At 38.7% G+C, this 22,622-nt stretch carries 19 protein-coding genes; 10 read left to right on the forward strand and 9 right to left on the reverse strand.

Annotation, left to right across the window (positions count from 1 at the left end; translation table 11 throughout):
• Positions 1-69 precede the first annotated feature (69 nt).
• Together PVK70_RS13970 and cydB are read left to right on the forward strand one after the other, a co-directional pair.
• Positions 70-1,650, forward strand: a complete 1,581-nt coding sequence (locus PVK70_RS13970; RefSeq protein ID WP_130048628.1) for a cytochrome ubiquinol oxidase subunit I — start codon at positions 70-72, stop codon at positions 1,648-1,650.
• Positions 1,650-2,786 carry a cytochrome d ubiquinol oxidase subunit II gene (gene cydB / locus PVK70_RS13975; RefSeq protein ID WP_130048629.1) on the forward strand — a complete coding sequence of 379 codons (1,137 nt, stop codon included), beginning with the start codon at positions 1,650-1,652 and terminating at the stop codon, positions 2,784-2,786. The genes PVK70_RS13970 and cydB overlap by 1 nt, the downstream gene beginning before the upstream one ends.
• Positions 2,787-3,013: 227 nt before the next feature.
• Here cydB and PVK70_RS13980 read toward each other — a convergent pair whose 3' ends face one another.
• Positions 3,014-4,270 carry an adenylosuccinate synthetase gene (locus PVK70_RS13980; protein ID WP_130048630.1) on the reverse strand — a complete coding sequence of 419 codons (1,257 nt, stop codon included), beginning with the start codon at positions 4,268-4,270 and terminating at the stop codon, positions 3,014-3,016.
• 135 nt (positions 4,271-4,405) lie between these two features.
• Between PVK70_RS13980 and PVK70_RS13985 the strand changes: the two genes are divergently transcribed.
• From PVK70_RS13985 to PVK70_RS13995, 3 genes are all read left to right on the forward strand, one after another.
• A complete protein-coding gene (locus PVK70_RS13985; protein ID WP_130043404.1) occupies positions 4,406-5,323 on the forward strand; it encodes a LysR family transcriptional regulator in 918 nt (305 codons plus the stop codon).
• Positions 5,324-5,484: 161 nt separating this feature from the next.
• Entirely contained in the window at positions 5,485-6,879 is a 1,395-nt protein-coding gene (locus tag PVK70_RS13990; RefSeq protein WP_130048631.1) for a glutamate decarboxylase, read from the forward strand.
• Between the two features lie 89 nt (positions 6,880-6,968).
• Positions 6,969-8,846, forward strand: coding sequence for an aspartate:alanine exchanger family transporter (locus tag PVK70_RS13995; protein ID WP_130048632.1), 1,878 nt, complete (start codon positions 6,969-6,971; stop codon positions 8,844-8,846).
• 94 nt (positions 8,847-8,940) lie between these two features.
• Here PVK70_RS13995 and PVK70_RS14000 read toward each other — a convergent pair whose 3' ends face one another.
• On the reverse strand, positions 8,941-9,144 hold the full coding sequence (locus PVK70_RS14000) for a hypothetical protein (RefSeq protein WP_130043407.1): 204 nt from the start codon (positions 9,142-9,144) through the stop codon (positions 8,941-8,943).
• A 216-nt stretch (positions 9,145-9,360) separates the two neighbouring features.
• Between PVK70_RS14000 and PVK70_RS14005 the strand changes: the two genes are divergently transcribed.
• Complete coding sequence (locus tag PVK70_RS14005) at positions 9,361-11,280, forward strand: alpha/beta fold hydrolase (protein WP_242504800.1); 1,920 nt, start codon at positions 9,361-9,363, stop codon at positions 11,278-11,280.
• Between the two features lie 108 nt (positions 11,281-11,388).
• Here the strand turns inward: PVK70_RS14005 and PVK70_RS14010 are convergent, their stop codons facing one another.
• The 7 genes from PVK70_RS14010 to PVK70_RS14040 form a co-directional block, all read right to left on the reverse strand.
• Complete coding sequence (locus PVK70_RS14010) at positions 11,389-12,342, reverse strand: DUF2860 domain-containing protein (RefSeq protein ID WP_130048633.1); 954 nt, start codon at positions 12,340-12,342, stop codon at positions 11,389-11,391.
• An 84-nt stretch (positions 12,343-12,426) separates the two neighbouring features.
• Positions 12,427-13,236 carry an AraC family transcriptional regulator gene (locus tag PVK70_RS14015; RefSeq protein WP_242504801.1) on the reverse strand — a complete coding sequence of 270 codons (810 nt, stop codon included), beginning with the start codon at positions 13,234-13,236 and terminating at the stop codon, positions 12,427-12,429.
• 15 nt (positions 13,237-13,251) lie between these two features.
• Positions 13,252-13,854 (reverse strand): LysE family translocator, encoded by a 603-nt coding sequence (locus tag PVK70_RS14020; RefSeq protein ID WP_130048635.1) that lies wholly within the window; start codon positions 13,852-13,854, stop codon positions 13,252-13,254.
• 9 nt (positions 13,855-13,863) lie between these two features.
• Positions 13,864-14,505, reverse strand: coding sequence for a molybdopterin-dependent oxidoreductase (locus PVK70_RS14025; RefSeq protein WP_130048636.1), 642 nt, complete (start codon positions 14,503-14,505; stop codon positions 13,864-13,866).
• Between the two features lie 11 nt (positions 14,506-14,516).
• Entirely contained in the window at positions 14,517-15,275 is a 759-nt protein-coding gene (locus PVK70_RS14030) for a formylglycine-generating enzyme family protein (protein ID WP_130048637.1), read from the reverse strand.
• Entirely contained in the window at positions 15,272-15,676 is a 405-nt protein-coding gene (locus tag PVK70_RS14035) for a DUF2000 domain-containing protein (RefSeq protein ID WP_130048638.1), read from the reverse strand. Before PVK70_RS14035 ends, PVK70_RS14030 begins: the two co-directional genes overlap by 4 nt.
• The gene (locus PVK70_RS14040) at positions 15,676-16,305 is read right to left on the reverse strand and encodes a hypothetical protein (protein ID WP_242504802.1); all 630 of its coding nucleotides are present in this window, start codon (positions 16,303-16,305) and stop codon (positions 15,676-15,678) included. The genes PVK70_RS14035 and PVK70_RS14040 overlap by 1 nt, the downstream gene beginning before the upstream one ends.
• Positions 16,306-16,492: 187 nt before the next feature.
• Between PVK70_RS14040 and PVK70_RS14045 the strand changes: the two genes are divergently transcribed.
• From PVK70_RS14045 to PVK70_RS14060, 4 genes are all read left to right on the forward strand, one after another.
• The gene (locus tag PVK70_RS14045; RefSeq protein ID WP_130048640.1) at positions 16,493-16,960 is read left to right on the forward strand and encodes a DUF2127 domain-containing protein; all 468 of its coding nucleotides are present in this window, start codon (positions 16,493-16,495) and stop codon (positions 16,958-16,960) included.
• A 355-nt stretch (positions 16,961-17,315) separates the two neighbouring features.
• Positions 17,316-18,638: a branched-chain amino acid transport system II carrier protein gene (gene brnQ / locus PVK70_RS14050; protein WP_130048641.1), complete on the forward strand. Its 1,323-nt coding sequence runs from the start codon at positions 17,316-17,318 to the stop codon at positions 18,636-18,638.
• A 739-nt stretch (positions 18,639-19,377) separates the two neighbouring features.
• Positions 19,378-20,691: an anaerobic C4-dicarboxylate transporter family protein gene (locus tag PVK70_RS14055; RefSeq protein ID WP_130048642.1), complete on the forward strand. Its 1,314-nt coding sequence runs from the start codon at positions 19,378-19,380 to the stop codon at positions 20,689-20,691.
• A 367-nt stretch (positions 20,692-21,058) separates the two neighbouring features.
• A partial coding sequence (locus tag PVK70_RS14060; RefSeq protein ID WP_274441579.1) for a choice-of-anchor I family protein occupies positions 21,059-22,622 on the forward strand: 1,564 nt, incomplete at its 3' end.

Below are 22,622 nucleotides of genomic sequence, written 5' to 3' on the forward strand. Positions count from 1 at the left end.
ACTTTATATAGTTATTAATCAAAAGCGGTTAAATATCGCTGATTATATCGACGTTGGGAAAGAAGTATTATGTTAACAGATGTCGTTGATCTCTCACGATTTCAATTTGCAAGTGTGGCTTTATATCATTTCATTTTTGTGCCACTGACTATTGGTTTGTCATTTTTATTAGCAGTGATGGAAACTATTTATCTCGTTACCGGAAAAACGGTTTATAGAGACATGACTAAGTTTTGGGGGAAATTATTCGGTATTAACTTTGCCATGGGGGTCGCAACCGGACTTACTATGGAGTTCCAGTTTGGGACTAATTGGTCATACTATTCCCATTATTCTGGTGATGTTTTTGGTGCTCCATTAGCAATAGAAGCGATGCTTGCCTTTTTCCTTGAATCGACGTTAGTAGGGATGTTTTTCTTTGGTTGGGATCGTATGTCCAAAGGAAAGCATGCTCTATGTACATGGTTAACCGCAATTGGTTCTAATTTTTCAGGTTTTTGGATCTTAACTGCCAATGGTTGGATGCAAAACCCTGTGGGTGCGGAATTTAATTATGAAACCATGCGTATGGAAATGACGAGTTTTATGGATGTTATTTTAAACCCGATCACTCAAGTTAAGTTCTTACATACCGTTTCTGCCGGTTATGTCACTGGTGCCATGTTTATTATGGGGATAAGTGCTTATTACTTATTGAAGGGGCAAGATCGCTCATTTGCACTTCGCTCCTTTACTGTGGCGTGTTGTTTTGGCTTAGTAACTATTATTTCAACGCTATTTTTGGGAGATGAGTCAGGCTATGAAGCAGGCCAATATCAACCAGTAAAATTGGCAGCAATGGAAGCCGAATGGGAAACCGAAGAAGCTCCTGCATCATTCACATTATTGGGTTTGCCTAATCAAGATACAATGGAAACCGATTATGCAATAAAGATCCCTTATGTAATGGGCCTGATTGCAACACGATCTACCGATACTCCTGTTGTTGGATTAAATGATCTGGTGAAGACGAATGAGCAACGTGTTCGTAATGGTATGGTCGCTTATGGGTTACTCAAAACACTACCAGAGAATATGGATAAGTTTAACGAGCTAAAAGGCGACCTTGGCTATGGCCTATTACTGAAAAAATACACAGATAATGTTATTGATGCGACAGAGGAGCAAATACAGCAAGCGGCAAAAGACACCATCCCTAATGTCTCTCCAATTTTCTGGAGCTTCAGAATCATGGTTGCATGCGGAATGTTGATGTTTGGTTTATTCATTCTGTCTTTCTGGTATATGTGTAAAAATCGTTTAGAAGATAAACGTTGGTTATTAAAAGCCTGCCTTTTGGCAATGCCACTACCCTGGATAGCGATTGAGTGCGGCTGGTTAGTGTCAGAATATGGTCGTCAACCATGGTCGATTCAAGAAATACTGCCAACAGCAATGGCGGCATCGGATCTTACCGTTAATCAAATACTCACATCATTAGCCGTTGCTTTTGGGTTATACACCTTCTTACTTATTATCGAAGTTCGTCTGATGGTTAAGTATGCGCGTATTGGACCTAGTGCACTAAAAACAGGTCAATATCACTTTGAAAGAGAAAACACAGATGAACATGAATTAATGTTAATTTCATACCAAGGAGGAAATAAATAATGTTTGATTATGAATGGTTACGTTTATTTACTTGGGGAGCGATTGGGTTTTTATTAATTGGATTTATTATAACCGATGGCTTTGATATGGGGGTTGCGGCATTACTTCCTATTATTGGAAAGACGAACAATGAACGTCGAGTAATGATTAACTCTGTAGCGCCACATTGGGATGGTAATCAGGTGTGGCTGATTACGGCTGGTGGTGCCATCTTTGCCATTTGGCCTACAGCTTATGCGGTATCATTCTCTGGGTTTTATATCGCAATGATGTTAGCGCTTGCAGCATTGTGGCTACGACCAGCAAGTTTTGAGTATCGTGCAAAAGTGGATAGCTCATCATGGCGTAAAAAGTGCGATATTGGCTTAATGATAAGTGGTATTGTTCCTCCTATTATTTTCGGTGTAGGTTTTGGGAACCTCTTAGTCGGCGTGCCATTTGATATGAACTATTTAATGATGATTCATTACAGTGGTAGTTTTTGGGATTTACTAACCGTTTTTCCAATCGTTTGTGGACTTCTATCTCTATTTATGGTGCTATCTCAAGGTGCAGCTTATCTACAGTTAAAAACAATACTAGGGATCAGAAAAAGAAGTCAGAAAGTGACAATCATATGTTCAATGGTATGCGTCGGACTATTTATTCTCGGTGGTTTTTTAGCGGTAAATATGAATGGTTATATTATAACAAGTGAGGTTATTACTCACTTACCATCAAACCCATTACATAAAGAAGTTGCTAGCGTTACTAATGGTCTATTGCATAACTACAGTGAGTATCATCTACTGTACATTATTCCAATGCTCGGTATTGTAATGTATTTATTAACAGCGGTATTGTCTTATGTTCGTTCAAGTGGCTTTGCATTTTTAACATCGAGCCTAGCAATGGCTTGTGTAATCTTAACTGCTGGTATTGCACTGTTTCCGATGATCATTCCGTCGAGCATTAATCCTGATCATAGTCTGACTATTTGGGATGCAACATCGAGTGAATTGACACTGCAAATCATCTCAATTGTCGTGGTATTGGTTGTCCCCGTTATTCTTGGATACACAGTGTGGTGTTATTCAAAAATGTTTGGTCGTATTGATACGAATTACGTTAAAGAAAACAGCGCTCGATTATATTAATAGGAGAAGAGTATGTGGATTATTATGTGGGTCTTCATTGTATTAGTAGCTTGTGGTCTTGGGATGGTGATGTGTATCTATCAAGAAAACCATGACGTCTATGTTGATAGAGAAGAGTCGTAAATTCGTTAATTCTTGTTTATGTATTTCTTCTTAAAAAGAAAAAGCCACACAACCTAAAATTCCCAAAAGGTTGCGTGGCTTCATTATTCTTAGATAACGTCCGATTAACGAATGATCATTTGCTCACGCTCAGGACCAACAGACACCATACTTACTGGCACGCCCATTAGTTCTTCAATACGTAATACATACGCTTGAGCCGCTTTTGGTAGACTTTCGAAAGTACGACAACCAGTGATGTCTTCTTGCCATGCTTGCATGTTTTCGTAAACAGGGCTTAGTGCTGATGTTTGAGGCCAGATTGGGTTCTCAGTGTGTTCGCCAGCGTAAGACGTACAGATTTTAAGATCCGCCATACCACTTAAACAGTCAATTTTTGTTAGTGCGATTTCAGTTGCTGCTTGTAGCTCAACACCGTTGCGCGTTGCTACTGCATCGAAGTAACCCATGTCACGTGGGCGGCCTGTTACTGCACCATACTCGTTAGCTGCTTCACGGAAGTTATCTTGCTCTTCCATTGCAGTAACTAGCGTACCTGTACCAACAGACGAGCTAAATGATTTCGCTACAGCGATAATACGCTCAGGGCGTAATGCAGGTAAGCCACTGCCGATACCCGCATAAGCCGCTGTTACGTTTGAAGAGGTAGTCCATGGGTATTCACCGTAAACTAAATCACGACCAGCACCGAGTTGTGCTTCAAACAATAAGTTTGCATCGTTCTTCTGCATTACTTTTAAAGGCTCAGTCACGTTACAGATGAATTTACGCCAAGGTGCCGTTACTTCTAGTAGCCATTCTGTCATTTCTTCCGCTGTTTGGTTGAAATCACAAGTAGGGTAAAGTGCTTTAAGTTGTGGCATTTTCCAATCAAGCATGAACTTGATACGCTCTAGAAGAACCTCAGGTTGCATTAACCAACCAACAAGGATGCCTTTTTTCATTACACGGTCGCCGTATGCAGGAGCAATACCTTGACGAGTTGAACCGTAAGCACCGTCGCCTAAACGTAATTCTTCAAGTGTATCTTCAAGTGCATGAATAGGAAGGCAAAGCGTAGCACGGTCAGATATGTGCATTTTTACTTCAATACCAGCCGCTTTAACTTCTGCGATTTCTTCGCTTAATGCCGCAGGGCTAATTACCATGCCAGGGCCAAGAACCGCTGTACAGTCTGGGTTAAAAATACCGCTTGGAAGTTGGTGTAGCTTAAAGGTACCAAAGTCATTTACCACAGTATGACCGGCGTTATTACCGCCCTGAAAACGAATACTTGCAGACGCATCCGCAGCAAGAAAATCAACGATACGGCCTTTACCTTCATCGCCCCAATTAGCACCAACAACAACAATAGACGGCATAACACAAACTCCTAAATGATTAAGAGGCTATGTTAAGTGTAGATTTGCAATATGAGAAATTAATTATAATTATCGACTTGATAAGAAATCCATATATCATATTGAGTGAAATGTATTCAAAAAGAGAGTATAGGCATGCTTGATCTTAACTGGCTTAAAACATTTGTCACGTTAGCAGAGTTAAAACACTTTGGAAAAACGGCGGCAGCCCTTCATATGACGCAACCCAATGTCAGCTTACATATTAAACAGTTAGAAAGTTCGACTCGAGTAAAGTTGATTGAGAGAAATCCTTTTCATTTAACGGAAGCAGGGACTCGTTTATTACAAACCAGTCAAGATACGCTAATGGCATTACAAGTGTGCCAAGCGGATTTGAATGCGATTAATGATTTGAGTCGTGGGACATTAACCATTGCAGCCAGTGATATTATTTCGCGTTTATTATTGATTGGGCCATTCCAATTATTTAAGCAAGAGTTCCCAGGCATCGATTTTTCTCTACTTAATACCACTTCTTCGCAAGCGTCTGAATTAGTGAAAAGTGCAGAGGCCGATTTAGGGTTTGTTATTGCACAGAAAGAAAGTCAGCCCCTGCATTTTACTGAATTACAACAAATCAAATGGTGTGCATTGGGTAATCACCTGGCAGAGTGGCAGCAAGCGAATCTTGATCCTACAATTACCTTAGATGATGAACCGACACTGATTTTGTTAGGCCATGATACTCGAACTCGTGATTTACTTGATTTGGCTTTACCGTCTTTGAATTTGCCCAAATATCGAATAATGGAAGTAGGAAGCGTAGATGCTCAGATTGATTGGGCTGAGGCAGGTTTTGGTGTGGCAATTGTGCCTGAATTTTCGATTCATCCAAAGCGTAACCTTAAAGCGACGGTAACGCCATTACCTAAGTTTCCAACGACTAGTTTAGGTTATATTGTTAGGCAAAATCAGGTGTTGTCTAAAGCGATTAAACAGCTATTAAAATGGGTAGACGAAGAGATAATTCGCTCGCAAAATAGCCAACTTAACAGCATGCATACTTTATAAATGACATTGACATTCATTATCAAAGGGTCTAGAAATGTAAATAAATATTACTGATTAACTAATTGACATTGTTATTAATTACTCAGTAATTAAGGCCGAATTTTTTAAATTCGACAGTTTATATTCTTAATTGTTTATTCAATTCAATGGAGCTAAAACGTATGCCTCTTCATTCTAAAGATACAGTCAGAGATGATCTCCTTGACGATGTTTATTCGTCAGCTGACCTTTCGTTATCTATGCCAAAATATAAAATGCCTGAACAAGAACATGACCCTCGTCATGCCTACCAAGTCATTCATGATGAACTCATGATGGATGGTAATTCTCGACAGAACTTAGCTACATTTTGCCAAACTTGGGTTGAAGATGAAGTCCATAAATTAATGGATGAGTGCATCGATAAGAATATGATCGATAAGGATGAATATCCTCAAACCGCTGAACTTGAAGCACGTTGTGTGCACATGTTAGCCGATTTGTGGAACTCACCAGATGCAGAAAACACACTCGGTTGCTCAACTACAGGGTCAAGTGAAGCGGCTATGTTGGGTGGTATGGCTCTAAAATGGGCTTGGCGAGAAAAAATGAAAAAGCTCGGCAAACCAACAGATAAACCCAATATGATCTGTGGCCCTGTTCAAGTGTGCTGGCACAAATTTGCGCGTTACTGGGATATTGAATTACGCGAAATCCCAATGGAAGGTGATCGTTTGATCATGACGCCTGAAGAGGTGATTAAACGTTGCGATGAAAACACCATCGGCGTTGTTCCAACATTGGGTGTGACATTTACTTGTCAGTATGAACCTGTAAAAGCCGTGCATGAAGCACTAGATAAACTACAAGAAGACACAGGATTAGACATCCCAATGCACATTGATGCGGCGAGTGGTGGTTTCTTGGCTCCATTCTGTGATCCTGACTTAGAGTGGGATTTCCGTTTACCTCGAGTTAAATCGATTAATGCGTCAGGCCATAAATTTGGCTTAAGTCCACTCGGTGTGGGCTGGGTTATTTGGCGTGATGCGTCAGCCTTACATGAAGATCTGATTTTTAATGTGAATTACTTAGGTGGCAATATGCCGACTTTTGCATTGAACTTCTCTCGCCCTGGTGGCCAAATTGTAGCGCAATACTACAACTTCCTACGTTTAGGCAAAGAAGGGTATCGTAAGATCCACCAAGCCTGTTACGACACGGCTGTTTATTTATCATCTGAAATTGAAAAACTGGGTATGTTTGAGATTATCTATGATGGTAAAGGGGGTATTCCTGCAATGAGCTGGTCATTGAAGGAAGGCGTTGATCCCGGTTTTAATTTGTTTGATCTATCGGACCGAATTCGTTCTCGAGGCTGGCAAATTGCCGCGTATGCGATGCCGCCAAAACGTGAGGACTTAGTCATCATGCGTATTTTGGTTCGTCATGGATTCAGTCGAGATCAGGCTGATTTATTGGTTGCGGACTTAAAACATTGTGTTGAGTTTTTTGCTAAGCATCCTATTTCCCATGGTAGTGATGAGTTGGAATCGTCAGGTTTTAACCACGGTTAATCCCTTTAGTGGTTAAATAGAAACAGTGTTTTTAGATCCTCTATTGTTCTATAGAGGATCTTCCCTCCTTAAAAATATAGGAAATAATTATGAATATCGGTCAAATAGGTCGTCCATTTACTTGGGTCCGTTCCAAAGGTTGGGTTCAATTATTTACTTTGCTGTGTGTTACCTTCTTTAGTCATTTGGCTTTGGCTGAATCATTAGAAAGTCAGGCTGCTCAAGATGCATCTGGTGTCTTTGGTTTTCTCTTTTCTTATATTGCTCACAATCCGTTTGTGTTTCTTTTCTTAAGTATTGCTATTGGCTATCCGTTAGGAAAAGTCACCATTAAAGGAATTAATTTAGGGTCAACCGCGGGTACCTTGGTTGTAGGTGTTGCTATTGCATTAACGGCTTTTTCTGTTTATGGCTTACATATAAATGCACCGGGATTGGTATCTGATATCTTCTTAATGATGTTCATGTACGCTATTGGTATGAAAGTTGGGCCTCAATTTTTCTCAGGTCTCGCACGAGGAGGGTTAGATTTTGTCGTTATAGGCCTCATTGTAGTGTTTAGTAACTTTCTTATTGTTTTCTTTGGTTCGAAATTATTAGATTTAGCACCTGGTTATGCGGCTGGGATTATTTCAGGCAGTTACACAGTAACCGCAGTCATGGGGGTTGCTCAATCTGCTATTGATTCTGGGGCGGTTAAAGCGCCTGCGGGGATGACGCTTGATCAAATAAGTGCCAATATTGCTGCGGGTTATGCCATCAGCTATATTTTATCTAGCGTATTTATTATCTTACTTATTAAATATCTGCCTGCCATGTTTGGTGTCGATCCGGTTAAAGCCGGTAAAGATGCAGAGGCTGAGTTTGGTGCGGGTGGTGATACAGAAGCATTGCCAAGCACTAATGGTTTTTCAAATTTAGGCGTGCTTCCTTTAGATATTCGAGCTTATCGTGTTGATCACCAAGAATTGGTTGGTCAAAATGTAGAAACACTCTTTCATCGTTACCCTCATGCGGCGATTCTTAAAGTAGTTCGTGGAGATGAGGTTATTGATTCTGCTGATAATCCACAGTTACAGCTTGGTGATATTATCGGTATTCGTGGTGATTACCATGTTTTAATCGAGGGTGGGGAATCTACGGTTGGTGTTGAAGTTGATGAACCAAGAGCGCGTAATGTCGATATAGAAGTGGCTGATATTCACTTAGGTAAATCGGCTTACACAGGCAAAACAATTGAAGATATAAGCAAAGAAGTTGGGTTTGGCATCTATATGAAAGCCTTATTTAGACAAGGGCACCAACTTCCTATTTTGCCGCAAACCGTAGTTGAAGTTGGAGATGTGATCCGTGTTGCTGGCTCTGATTGGTGTGTTCAGCAAACCGCGAAGAAACTTAATAGTAATCCAATTGTTGAAAGTACACTGACTGAAACCTTCTACTTAGCACTTTCTTTATTGATTGGTTATGTATGTGGTCATTTGAGTGTCACTTTAGGCGGTATTCCATTTGCTTTAGGTACGTCTGCAGGTTGTATGTTGACGGGGATTGTCTTCTCATTCCTACGTACTCGTAACCCTGCATTTGGTGGCCCTATGAGTGAAGGGGCTCGTAGCTTCTTACAAGATATTGGTTTGAGTTTGTTTGTTGCGGTATTAGCTGCGACTGTTGGTCCTAAGATTCTAGCGTCGTTCCAAGGTATTGTGGTTATTAAAATTGCAGGTCTAGGTTTAGTTGCTGCGTTACTTCCACCGCTGCTTGCTTGGATTTATGGTTTCTATTTCCGTAAGATGAACCCTGCGATTCTCGCTGGTGCTTGTGCTGGTGGGCGTAATAGTACCCCTGCAATGAAAGGGGCTCAGGACGAATGTCAAAGTGATATGCCTGCGGTAGGCTACCCGGTTCCTTATGCTCTTACTTCTATGATAGTGCTCGTTCTTGGTTATCTCACAATGGTCTTGTATTAATATCAATTCCACTAATATGAGCAGCTAATTAATTACATTGGTACAAGATTGTAATCTATAAAAAAGCCATAGTGATGAAATATCATTATGGCTTTTATGTTCTTCTTTTCTTTCTCTTTTTTGGTCTTTTTTTCTCGAGTACATTAGTGAGTAGTTCCCTTTGTGGATCTGAGATCGGGAACCTATCCATCAATTGGTTTTGAGCATTTAAAAGCAACGTTTTTTCCCATGCTTTAAAGACATCGAACTCAAGTAAAATAGCATCATTTATTTTGATGAAAAGTTCATAGTCGTTCATAACTCTCCTTAATTGTTGCAAGAACCATAACATAGATGGATTTTAAATATCGAGTTATCGATCATTTTAACCAGCGAGGATGATCAGTTATTTACTACGATTGGTATTGCAAAAGGAATGACGGCATTATTTATAGAAAGGCTATTTATTTCCCCTGATTTTATAGCAATATGCAATAATAGAAGAACATAATTACTCTATCGGAAATGGTCAAATATGATGGGTGAACATTATTCGATCAGTAAAAATAGCTTTGATGTTTTGCGCTTTTCAAAAAGGGAAGTCGATAAAATTGCTTTAGTGACGGAAGGTGGTGGTCAAAGAGGTGTGTTTACTGCTGGAGTACTTGATAGCTTCTTACAGGCAAACTTTAATCCATTTGATTTATTAATTGGCACTTCTGCGGGTTCTCTGAATTTAGCCTCTTATATTTGTGGGCATAAAGGACACGCTTACCGCATTATTGATCAAGTGACTCGCAGTCCTGATTTTTTCAAATTGTCTCGCTTTTTATTGACTGGCGAAGGGATGGATTTGGATTGGCTAATCGATAAAACTGAATCTGACATTCCTTTAAATTGGAAAGTAGGGGAAGAACATTTAACGACTAAGCAGGTACTTGCTGTCGCCGCCCATGCAACCAATTTTGAAACTAAGTATTTTGACCTATCCACCAGTAACTGGAAAGACATCCTACGGGCCTCGTGCGCAATTCCTGCTTTGCATAAACAGCCAGTTATTATGGATGATAAACGTTGGCTTGATGGTGGCTTAACAACGCCTATTCCAGTGCAAGCGGCATATGATCGAGGTTTTCGGCATATCGTTGTTATTCGTACCGTACCTGTTGATTTTAAAGAGAATCATGATTGGTTGATCTCTCTTGCTAAGATGACAAAGAACAACACACTGGATCATATGGCTGCGATGCTAGTGACTCATGAAGAGAACTATCGTAAGACCCAAGAATTTTTAGCGAACCCTCCTGACGATGTCATCATTTATGAAATATCGCCAAATAAAGCGCTTCAATCTAAAGTGCTTGGTAGTACGAAAAAGCAATTAGATGCCGATTATCAACACGGTAAAGCGTTAGGTAATTTATTTCTTGAAACAATAGCTTCTAAATTGAGCTTATCGCACCTTCAACAAGAGCAGTTCTTAATACAGACTCGTGAAGAGCGTTTCACCGATGAAAGAAAACAGCAAGAGTACAATACTCAAATAGATGCTATTTGGAATAGTAAAATTTGCGGGGAGGTTCTTGGGGTTGAGCGTATTCCGTTAAAATGGATTAACGTTAATCCTAATAAGAAAAAGCAAACGTTAGTTATTGTAAATGGACGCAATGAAAGCTATTGGAAATATAAAGAAGTCATTTTAGAGCTGAGTCAGTATTACAATATTTATGCCTATGATCACCGTGGCCAAGGTGAATCAGGACGGATGACTCAAGATCACGAATTAGGTCATGTGGATGATTTTCATGATTATGTTATGGATCTTTATATCTTTATGGAGAGAGTTGTGAGGCCAAACTTGGAGGGGGAATGCTTTATGCTCTCTCACTCAATGGGAGCTGCGGTAATGACTCAATATTTATCGACATTTGACCATCCGGTGAAAGCGTCAGCGGCTACATCGCCTATGCTTGGGGTCTATATTCCGGGTAAAGCTCATGGTTTAAAAAAGCAGACATTGAATCTACTTGATGTGCTAGCAAGTAAACCAAATTATGCATTGGGTCAAAGTCATTTCAAAAAAGTGAGATACGAAGAAAACGTACTTACGCACAGTAAAGCACGGTATCAAATATTTGTAGACTTGTTTGTAAATAACCCTAGATTACGATTAGGTGGACCAAGTACGCATTGGATAACAGAATCAATAAAAGCAGGTAAAAAATGCATCGCTACTGCACATAAAATAAAAATTCCAATGCTGATCTTACAAGCCGGTGATGATCTTGTTGTGAGTAATATTGCGCAGTCGGAGTTTCATGAGAAGTGTAACTCAAGCCATTTAGAACAAGTTGAAGGCGCTTATCATGATATGTTGATAGAGAAAGACATTTATAGAGATATAGCGATTAATAAACTGCTCGATTTCTTTACAAGTGATTACCGTTTTTATTGATAAATAATAGCTTTTTATATAGACCTAAAACTAGAAGGCTGTTTTGATATTAACTAATTGTTTATGAGAAAGCCCAGTTAAATAATGTTAAGCAGGGCAGTTCGAGTATTAAAATTTATAATTTAGACCTACAGTAACAATGTATTCTGACTCGTCATAGAAGGTAATATTTGAATCGGTTGAGCTGTAACCCGCAAAAGAGATGAACGACCAATCTTGCCAATCCATGAATTTAGTGTACTCGTAAGCGGCAAAGAAGCTCAATTTGTTGTCCTTGCGAATCTCAGTATAAATTGGGTTTTCAGCACCGAATGTTCGTTGATTATAACCGGCAGTTAATACTAACTGGTGTCTTTGCATTATTTTAAAGAAACTGACTTCCGCACCATATTGATCGTAAGAGCTTGCTTTTCCGTCCGCAGATGAAGATTGGTAAATAACAGAAGGTAGGACGAATGAAGTACGACTTAATGGTAAACGATATTGACCTTTTAAGTAGATTGTATCTGCGTCTCTTTTTAGTACATCTACGACATCATCGTTCTCGATATCTTTGGTTGCATAAGCGCTATCAATAGTAAAATTTGAGCCCGCAATATTATTCACTTTAAAACGAAATGCATTGCCTGATGCATCTGTTTCTGTTCGAGCTGAGTCGACTAAATATGGGTTAGCCCATGTCTTACTTGACATAACGGTTGGTAAAATAGATACGTCAACTACCATTCTTGAATCAAATTGATACTTATAACCCACCTCAAGAACAACAGTACCTGTGGCGATATCTTGGCGAGTGGTACCTGCATACACTTGCTGATTTAACTCTTGGCCAAATGTATAGGCTATGCTGCCAAGAGGAAAAGCCATAAATCCGTTATCGCTAGAGCCTTTTTGGTACTCGGAGCTAATAGTATCTTCACCTTCGGTATTAAAATTGGATGTTGAAGATGCAAAGCCTGTTGTTAATGCAATTTCACCACTAATGCCTTCTTTATCTGCAAGTTGAGCCATTGCCGAAGGTGTAACCACGCATAAAATGAATGAGAAATTACGTAAATTCATAAAGAGTCATTCCTTGAATTATTATTAATTAACCATAGTGAAACACTAACGCATAAATATCAACAAAGAAGTGCTATTTAGAAATTATAAACTCTGTTTATATTGTTTCGGCGTTGCGGCAACCATGTTTTTAAAGTTGCGATGGAAATGACTTTGGTCGGTAAAACCAAGATCTGTGGCAATAGAGGCGATATTTTCTCCTTCTTTTAGCAAGGCTTTGGCTTTATTTATCCGCATTACTATTTGATACGCATGTGGGGTAATGCCGTATTGCTTTCTGAACGAGTGGATGAGGTAATAATCACTTAATCCAGAAGTTTCAGCAATCTCAGAAATAGAAATGTTTTTATCAAAATTATCTGAAATATAGTGATAAGCACACTCAATGGCTTTTTTCGATATGATATCAAGAGAAGGGTTATCACTGCCTTTTAGAATTAACTCAGAGAAAAAATTAATGGCGGTTTGTTCAACTTTGATTGCAGATTCATCTTCTATTAGAGTTTTAGCCAGTGATTGGAATCCTCGATATAAGAAAGGGCAATCACTGTGTGTCATTTGAATTGGTTGAAATTCTTGATTGCTTCCATTCGATATTTGAGATTGAAGATCGGCAATCCAGTCTGGTTCAACATAGAGCATTTTGTAGCTCCAGTGAGTGCCTTTTTGTGGGTTACATGAATGGACTTCTTCCGGGTTCACGATAACAGTTGAACCCGGTCGAATAGTTTGTTTTATATTTTGATTTACATACTCACTAATCCCGCTATCTACCACTCCAATTGAAAACTCTGGGTGAGTGTGTTTTTTATAGCAGGCGTTTGAATTATCGGAATACCGTAGTTCAAACGGAAGAACAGATGATCTTAAAAAGTGAGGGTTTGAATTAGCCAACGTAACGTCCATTTATTATTTTGATATAAAGAATACATACACTACTGTTAACGCAAGCAAGCCTCCCATCGCTCGATTAAAGATTTTATAATGAATAGGGTGCTCAAGGTATTTACCAATGGTTAAACCTAATAAAGCCCAAGTTGATATACAGCAGTAACATACGATAAAAAATATCACACTAAATGCCCCGAGGTCTTCGATAGGAATCACACCGTTACTAGAAAATACGGTGACACCAGACAAAGATACAATCCAAGCTTTTGGATTCAACCATTGACACAATAAGCCTTGTAACATGGTTGGGGCATCGTCCTTTTTGTTTTTATTTTGTTCGGTTCTTTCGCTAGTTGCTACTTTATAAGCCAAATAAAGTAGAAAAGCGCTACCAAGGTAATTTAGAACTAGCGTTGCTGTATGCGAATCATCAAAGGCTTGTATTAGCCCAAGCCCCAATATAATAAGAATAGACACAAAACCAACAGTTGCCCCAAAAATATGTGGAATTGTTCTTGTGTATCCATGATTAGCACCAGTTATAGTAGCAAGAATATTTACAGGTCCTGGTGAGAGGGAGGTGACAAAGGCAAACATTGCCATAGCTAAAAAAAGACTCATTATTTATCCTTAAAATTCAGTTACTTCTTTGTTTCCTTCAATGAAGCGATGTTCTTGTAAATCGACGATACGATAACGTTTTGCCTTGATTTTTCCTGTTTTACAATAACCAGCCTTATTTTCCCAAAATCCGGCATTAAACTCGTCGGTTAATCGTAATTCAGAAAGGCACTTAACCCCTTTATAGCGATACAGCGAGAAGTCGATCAACCTTAATGGATAGCCTTCTTCTAAAGATAGGTCTTCACCATCAACTGCCCAAATAAGCATAGTACGGTTCTCAAGGGCGTCAATAAAAGGGATTGTAGAATCATATTGTCCTTTTTCAGTACCAACGCTTATTTGTTTTAAATAATAATCACGATATTGATCGCTATTGACGCTAAGGTGATTTAACACATCAGCAAGTAAAACACCTGTCCATGTACGACGAATACTCCAATTACAAACACATACTTCTCGACGGTTTTCTGTAATAGGCGCAATATTTTTTAGTTCTTCAAGATCAATTTCGAACGGAGTTAATTCATTCGGTAAAAAGATTTTCAATGACCATTTTTGTGCATCAAACTCGATTGGTGGCCCCTCTTGGTAATAGCGTAATGACGAGGGTTTCTTCTCTATAAAAGGGGTTTTCGTAATTGCTTCCATAATACGACTCACTAATCCGTTAAATTTTTAACACAGCGAAATCCAACAATATTATCTCGAACTGTTGGTGGGTAATTATCTCTACTTGAACAACGCATATAATCTTCATCATGCAAACCAGACCCCCCTCTAACAACGTGATCAAAGTTAATATTAGAGATACATAAAGGGTCCTGATTTTGAATATCCCATGCGTAATTTGGAAGGTAATTATCTAAACACCATTCCGCAAGGTTTCCTCCCATATCCATACAGCCAAATGGAGAGCGGTTTTGCGGATGAGCATCCCAATCTGTCGATCTGCGGTCAAATTCTTCAGGCTCACAATCAGGCGCAAAATTTGCGATAGAAGAGGTTGGTTCTACATTGCCCCAAGGGTAGGTTCGGGTATCATTCCCTTTGGCAGCATACTCCCACTGTGTTTCTGTGGGTAGCTCTTTGCCTACAAATTTTGCATAGGCCTCCGCTTCATACCAACTAATACCTGTTACTGGTTTTTTATCACCATTCCAGTTTTTATCCTGCCAATAAAGTGGCTCAGTTATTTGATTTTCAGTAATAAAATTGAACCCTTTATGTGACCAGTAAGATGGATCTGAATATCCGCCTTGCTCAATAAATACTCTAAAATCTTTATTTAAAACAGGATGTATGTCCATGAAAAAAGGCGATAAAGTAATTAGGCTAACGGGCTGTTCATCAGGACTTAAGTTCGATCCTCTTTTGTACGGTTCACCCGAAATCAATACCATATTATTAATAATACTCATCTAATTAATCCTAGGTTTCCAGTGTATTTATTAACTATTTTCTTTGTTCCGTAGACCGCGATACCAAGATATTCGATATCTTCGGCCTTGGTAGAAGCTAGTTTTTCTGAATAGTCTTGATAGTTTTTAGTACTTTGAGCCACGTTTGAAAAATCAACTAATGTCGTTTCTTCTTTTAACGAGTTTCTTATTGATTTAATAGACTCCGGTGAACTTGCTAAAATAGGGATGGGGATAGAGGTGATCCCCGAGTGAACTTCACCGTCATTATTAATATTATCTGCACCGATGAGTTCTGGATGTAATTTACCTAGCGATAAAGTAAGAACAGCCGCAGTATTCGCAATTAACCCTTGTGGCAAGGTTTTATCTATCACGAGTACGCATTTTTGATTGTCCATTACACTTCTTCCTTTTGACGTTGTTTATTTTTTATAAAGAGCACCCAAGTCATTTGAATAGTTAAAGGGGCTGAAATTTTTTCGAGGCGATGTAGTTTGATTGAATCTGAATTGACAAGGCAGCAGTCTGATGTCCCTTTTGCTACATGAATTGCTGATTGACTGGTTGATGTAGATAACTTGATATGTAAATTTGCCGTTGATAAATCAATAACGCTTGGGTTGGCTGTTTTTATCAGGTCATCGAGTCGTGAAATAGGGGCGTGATGAGTATCAATGGTAATAATGTCGTTATTATTTATTTTTTGCTGCAATTCATAGAGATTTTTACAACAAAGATAGTATTTAGGAGGAGAGAAAAAGAATGACCCTGACAGCAATGTTCTTGGATTCATGTAAAAGTAATCTGCTTTTTTATAAGCATTTGCAACAAGTAGCACCACATTATCGTTATTTTCAACGAAATCAGACGCCTTTTCAAAAGTATCAAAAAGTAAGATCTTTAATGGTCGTTTGAGTAAGTTTGCATAGTAATTTGCGGCAGCTTCACTGCTTGAACTTTTAGGTCCTAGAGTGGCAACTGTTGTGATATTGCTGTTATCTCGTAGCCAATAAAAATTATGATCCATGATGGTGTATCAATCCTTGTTTTAATTATGAAATTATAATAATTCAAGGAGATAGCTCATTATTGTACAAAATTGCTTTTTGAATCTAATTAATAAAGAACTTTTAAAGAAGAAGATAAAAGCAGATACTTAGCTCTTGCTAACAGTATTGTTTATAAACAGTGTTCATCGTTATAAAGAGAAAAACATGAAAGTAGTAAATAAAGGGTTGCGAGCCGTTGCGGTATTAGAGGCTTGCAAAGGTGTGGTATCTCTTTTGGTGGGATTTGGTTTGCATGTTCTTGCTGGTCATAATATGCGTCAATTTGCAGAAAATATCGTCAGTCGTTTACATTTAAATCCTGCTGGACACTTACCTAGTATTTTTATTCATTCCGCGAGTAGTTTAACAGATGCAAGAATGGGGCTATTAGCCATTGGCGCACTAGTTTATTCGTTGATTCGACTCGTTGAAGCCTATGGATTATGGAATGGACTCGTATGGACTGAATGGTTTGCTTTGTTGAGTGGCGCGATTTACTTACCTTTTGAAATCTATGAAATGATTTTTCATACTAGTTTGTTAGGCGTCGGAGCATTTCTGATCAATATAATGATTGTTGGCTACATGGCACATTCGCTATTTTCTCAGGAAACCACAGATAATCAAATTTGAGAATAAAACTGACTATATTTAAATAGGCGATATTTTTAACTATTACAGTGTTTACAATGTGGTTTATTACTTATATATTGATTTGGTTACCACGATAAACGACTAGGATACATTCATGCTTTCTTCTACAGCCCTACAATTTGCTGCTTTGTGCAAAACAATGCTCGGTGCTGTGTCGCGTGTAACATCATCTATTATTGCTGTCATTCTAGTGATTATTAACTAGGCTGGCGGCACTTCCGTCAGCCAGGCTGACGGGAGACTGCTTTATTCTCTTCTTGTTTTTCTCAGCCAATCTGACGGTCCACAATAAAAGCTACTAGGGTTAAGCCCAATAGCAATAAGGACTATGACATTGAAAAAACAAAATTTACTTGCTATCGGTTTAATGACTTTCGCCATGTTTCTTGGTGCAGGAAATATCATTTTCCCTCCATTTCTTGGCTTAGAAGCAGGCACTCAATACTTACCTGCAATGCTCGGTTTTTTGCTTACTGCCGTTGGGTTACCATCGTTGACACTAATTGTACTAGGCCGGTTAAGCAGCAGTGGTCAATTAACACAGGCATTACCTAAGCCGTTAGCCATTGCCTTTTGGGTACTGTTGTTTACTGCAATTGGTCCCGCGTTTGGCATGCCAAGAGCGGTAACTGTGGCTTATGAAATGGGCATAAAACCTTTTGTTGAAGGTGACCATTTATTAATTTTCTCAGTTTTGTTTGTTGGTGCGACTTTGTTATTAGCATTTCAACGTGGAAAATTAGTTGATTATATCGGTAAGGTGATGACCCCTTTACTTGTGCTGATGCTAGCGGCTCTAGCAGTAGCAGCTATCGTAACGCCTTTAGGTGTATTTAATGCCCCAAGTGCTGATTATCAATATAAAGCAGTAACCAGTGGTTTAATCCAAGGCTATATGACAATGGATGCTATTGCTGCTGTTGGTTTTGGTTGGATTATAATCAAAGCAATTCAAGATAAAGGGTGTGAGTCACCACAAGAAATTTTCCAAGCGACAGTCAAAGTTACTGTTGTGTATGCCTTATTAATGTCAGCGTGCTACTTAGCGATGGCATACGTTGGTGCTACTTCTGCTTCTATTTCAGAAGGGGCAACGAATGGTGGTGAATTATTAACTCGTTATGTTGCAGAGATCTTCGGGCCATTAGGGCAGTACTTATTGGCAGGTATCATCATAATGGCGTGTTTAACCACAACAGTTGGCTTAACCAATGCGTGTGCTGAGTATTATCAGCAAACTTTCCGTTCACCTTTTGCAATTACGACAATCATCGTAACAGTATTAACAGGAGTTATTGCTAATTTTGGTTTGGAGCAAATCTTAGCTATTAGCTTACCTGCTATTTTAATTCTTTGTCCTATTGCCATTGCTTTGGTGCTCACGGCACTGTTCTTACCTACGACAAAACGCAATGTAACTGCTTATGTAACGATTGTTAGTATTACAGTGGTATTTGGTAGTTTAGACGCATTACATATTCTTGGGTTATTGCCAGAACCATTGGTTACCCCGTTAAATGATTATGTTCCAATGTTTGAAGCGCATGCCAGTTGGTTCTTACCGGTGTTTGCTGCTATTGCTATAAGTAAGATATTAGCTAGAAAAGCGAATAGTGAGGCGGTTGAATTATCAGAAAAGGCGGCAAGCCTAAAATAAAGAGTATTCTTTGTCTTAAATAAAACGGGTAGCTTTTCGGCTACCCGATTTCATTTGTGTTCGACTTTAAATACCATTCTGAATAACTACTTATGTAGATTGGTATAATATAGCAACACGAATAAACAGTTATATTAAAACTTGTAAGTTACGCCCGCGTATAAAGTACCAATGTTCATTGCGTAATCGTCTGAATAGCTGTAGTAACCATAATCTTGGTATACATTCTCTTCAATGAAAAGATCACCTTCATAAGCTACACGAAAAGCTAAACCACTTAATGCTTGTGGAGCGTACTCAACACCAATGCCATAGTGAAAAGACGTGTTAGTTTCGCTAATAGAGTGACCTTAAATATCAGTCGATGATGAACAACTCTACTTTTTTAGTCGAAAAAATAATGAAGACAATAATTTTATTTGTTTTTCTGTATAGCTAACATAAAAGCTAAGTGGAAGCTGCCACCTTACTTTAATGCGATTTGATAAAAATAATAAGAAGAACATGACGATAAGTGTAATCTTTTTGTTGCTTATTTGTATTTAAAAACTGTAGAAATAATAACTACTTATAAATATTTTGTTTTATTTTTATAAATTTGAATGATGTGTGATCTGTCGCTATTTATTGAATATATAAGATGATTATTATCCTCTCGATTTTTTGGTGTTTAAATTACTAGTGTAATAAGCGGTAATTTAAAAATAGTTATATAAAACCTATCATCAGGGAGATTGATATGTTTTTAGTCGAGTTCTTAATTGTATTAATTTGTATTCTAGTCGGTGCCCGAATTGGCGGTATCGGTTTAGGTGTTATGGGCGGTATTGGTTTAGCCATACTGAGTTTTGTATTTGGTTTACAACCGACAAGCCCACCTATTGATGTAATGTTAATGATCATGGCGGTAGTAGCTGCAGCTGCTGCAATGCAAGCCGCTGGTGGTCTTGAATATTTAATCAAAATCGCTTCGAATATTCTTCGTAAAAACCCACGTCATATTACTTTTATTGCTCCTTTAGTGACGTATATGTTCACCTTCTTAGCAGGTACTGGGCATGTAGCTTATTCTGTTCTTCCTGTTATTGCAGAGGTAAGTCGTCGTAGTGGTGTTCGCCCTGAGCGCCCACTAGGTATGGCAGTTATCGCTTCACAATTTGCGATTGTAGCAAGCCCAATTGCAGCGGCTGTAGTTGCTCTGGTTGCTTTTTTAGAACCTCAAGGCATTACATTAGCAAATGTATTGATGATAACAATTCCTGGCACTTTCTGTGGTTTAGCTCTTGCATGCGTTATCGTAAACAAGATCGGTAAAGACCTAAAAGATGATCCAGAATACCTGCGTCGTATGCAAGATCCTAAGTTCCGTCAAGAAATGGAACAAGAAGTTAAAGTTGAAGAGATTGAGATTAAACCTGGCGCTAAAAAAGCAGTAGGTCTGTTCTTATTCGGCGCAATTGTGGTTGTGGTTATGGGGGCATTCCCATCGTTACGTCCTAACTTCAATGGCTCACCAATGGGCATGGCGCATACAATTGAAATCGTCATGTTAGCAATGGCTGCACTGATTATTCTATTATGTAAACCTGATGGTAACGAGATCACTCAAGGTTCAGTATTCCATGCTGGTATGCGTGCAATCGTTGCTATCTTTGGTATCGCATGGTTAGGTGATACTTTTATTGCTGGTCACTATGACATGGTAAAAGAAGCGGTTTCTGGATTGGTTGAAGTTGCGCCATGGACATTCGCGTTTGCACTGTTTGGCTTATCTGTAATGGTAAACAGCCAAGGTGCAACAACTGCCGTATTAGTGCCTGTTGGTATTACGTTAGGTCTTCCACCTGAAGTGATTATCGCAACATTTGTTGCCGTTAATGGTTACTTCTTTATTCCTAACTACGGTCCAATCATTGCGTCAATTGACTTTGACCGCACAGGTACGACTAAGATTGGTAAATACATCTTTAACCATAGCTTTATGATCCCAGGTCTATTAAGTATGGTATTTAGTATTATCTTTGGTTTTATTTTTGCGAGTATAGTTCTATAACCCTTTATTTTTCGTAAAAAGATCAAATGCATGGCCATGGTTTTATTACAAATCATGGCCATTTTTAATGCCCACTTTAATAGTACGTTACTTAGTTTATACCATTCTGGATAAGTAGTTGTTCAGATAATTGCGCAGAAAAAATCGATTAGAGCAAGGCATAAATTACAGTAACTAGTGGTTCTAATTACAAAATTTATAACGCAGATATAATCGATTTTAACAAGCAAGAATGATCAAATACTTATGTAGATTGGTATTTCTCAATGTGACTATTGACCTCTGTCTTTAATTCGACATAAAAGCGAAAACAAACTGTCATGTAACCACTCTATGATCGCCCAATCAAATTGATCATGGAGGATATATGAATCGCAATACACTCACTTTTACCACACTAGCGGTGGTCACTTCTGCATTACTAGGTTGTAGCCAGCAATCCAATACAACAACAGTAAAAAACACATTTTCAGCGATAGATACTTTTGGTATTCAATGCAAATTACACGAAGAACCAACGTTCGACAGTTTAGAAATTAGTGGACTGACATTGGTTGGCTCATCTATAGCAGCAGCTCCTTTTGCTACATCTGCAGCGGAGATCCTAAGTTACGACTCATGTACAGATAAGTTGTACGTGGTAAATGCTCAAGCCAAAAAGGTAGATGTTCTAACATTAAATGCCAATAGCAAACCGACTGCTGTTGGTCATATTGATCTTCAGTCAGCGGCTAAGTATTCAGGCATTGCTATTGGTGCAGCAAACAGTGTTTCTGCACACAGTGGTTTGGTGGCTGTTGCAATTGAAAATAATGATAAACAGAAAAATGGTATTATTGCCTTATATCGTTCGGACACACTTGAGATTATAACCACTTATCCTGCAGGAGCTTTGCCTGATATGGTGAGTTTCTCTAAAGATGGACGCTATATTGCTTCAGCTAATGAAGGTGAGCCAAATTCAGATTACTCTGTTGATCCAGAAGGCAGTGTAACGTTAGTGGATATTGCTAATGGACCATTAAATGCATTGGTAACTCAACTTGATTTTAATGCGTTTGATAAAGGCAACTCACGTCATTCAGAGCTAACCGATAAAGTTCGTATTTCAGCACCTACTGCCACGGTTTCTCAAGATCTCGAACCTGAATACCTCACTTTTGCTGATAACGGTAAATTGTATGTCGCATTGCAAGAGAACAATGCATTAGCTGCGATTGATGTTGAAAATGCCTCAATTGATGGCATCTTTGGTCTTGGTGGAAAATCATGGGAAAAAGTTCAATTAGACGCTTCGAATAAAGATAAAAAGCTTGGTAATTTTCAAAGCTATTCGATGTTAGAAGGACTTTATATGCCAGATAGCATTGCCAGTTATAGTGTTAATGGTTCCACTTATATTGTGACTGCGAATGAAGGTGATGGTAGAGAATATGGCATCGAAACAACCCAAAAACAATGTGATGAAAAATCTTATGAGTGGGACGGTGATGACTATCAAGGCACTGCAGAATATGCAACCAAACAAGATTTTTGCATTGTTTACGTTGATGAAATTCGCGGTAAAAAATTAGACATTGATAAAAACCACCCACTAGCATCAGCGTTAAAAGATAAAAATCAACTGGCTCGTTTAAAAGTAGTTAAGCCACAAGGCACGCTAGCAGCCGACGAAAAAGTACAAGCATTTGGTAGCCGTTCATTCTCTATTTGGGATGAATCAGGGGAATTAGTGTTCGATAGCGGCGATGAGTTTGCTCGTATTGTTTTTGAAAATAATAAAAATAATTTCAATAGCACTAATGATAATAATAGCAGTGCAGATGATCGCAGTGATGATAAGGGCGCAGAGCCAGAAGCGATAGAGGTTGCTAGTATTAACGGGCACCAATACGCGTTTATTGGTTTAGAGCGTCAAGGCGGCGTGATGG

Origin of the sequence: Aliivibrio sp. A6, from assembly GCF_028765505.1 — a bacterium.
Taxonomy (GTDB): Bacteria; Pseudomonadota; Gammaproteobacteria; order Enterobacterales; family Vibrionaceae; genus Aliivibrio; species Aliivibrio finisterrensis_A.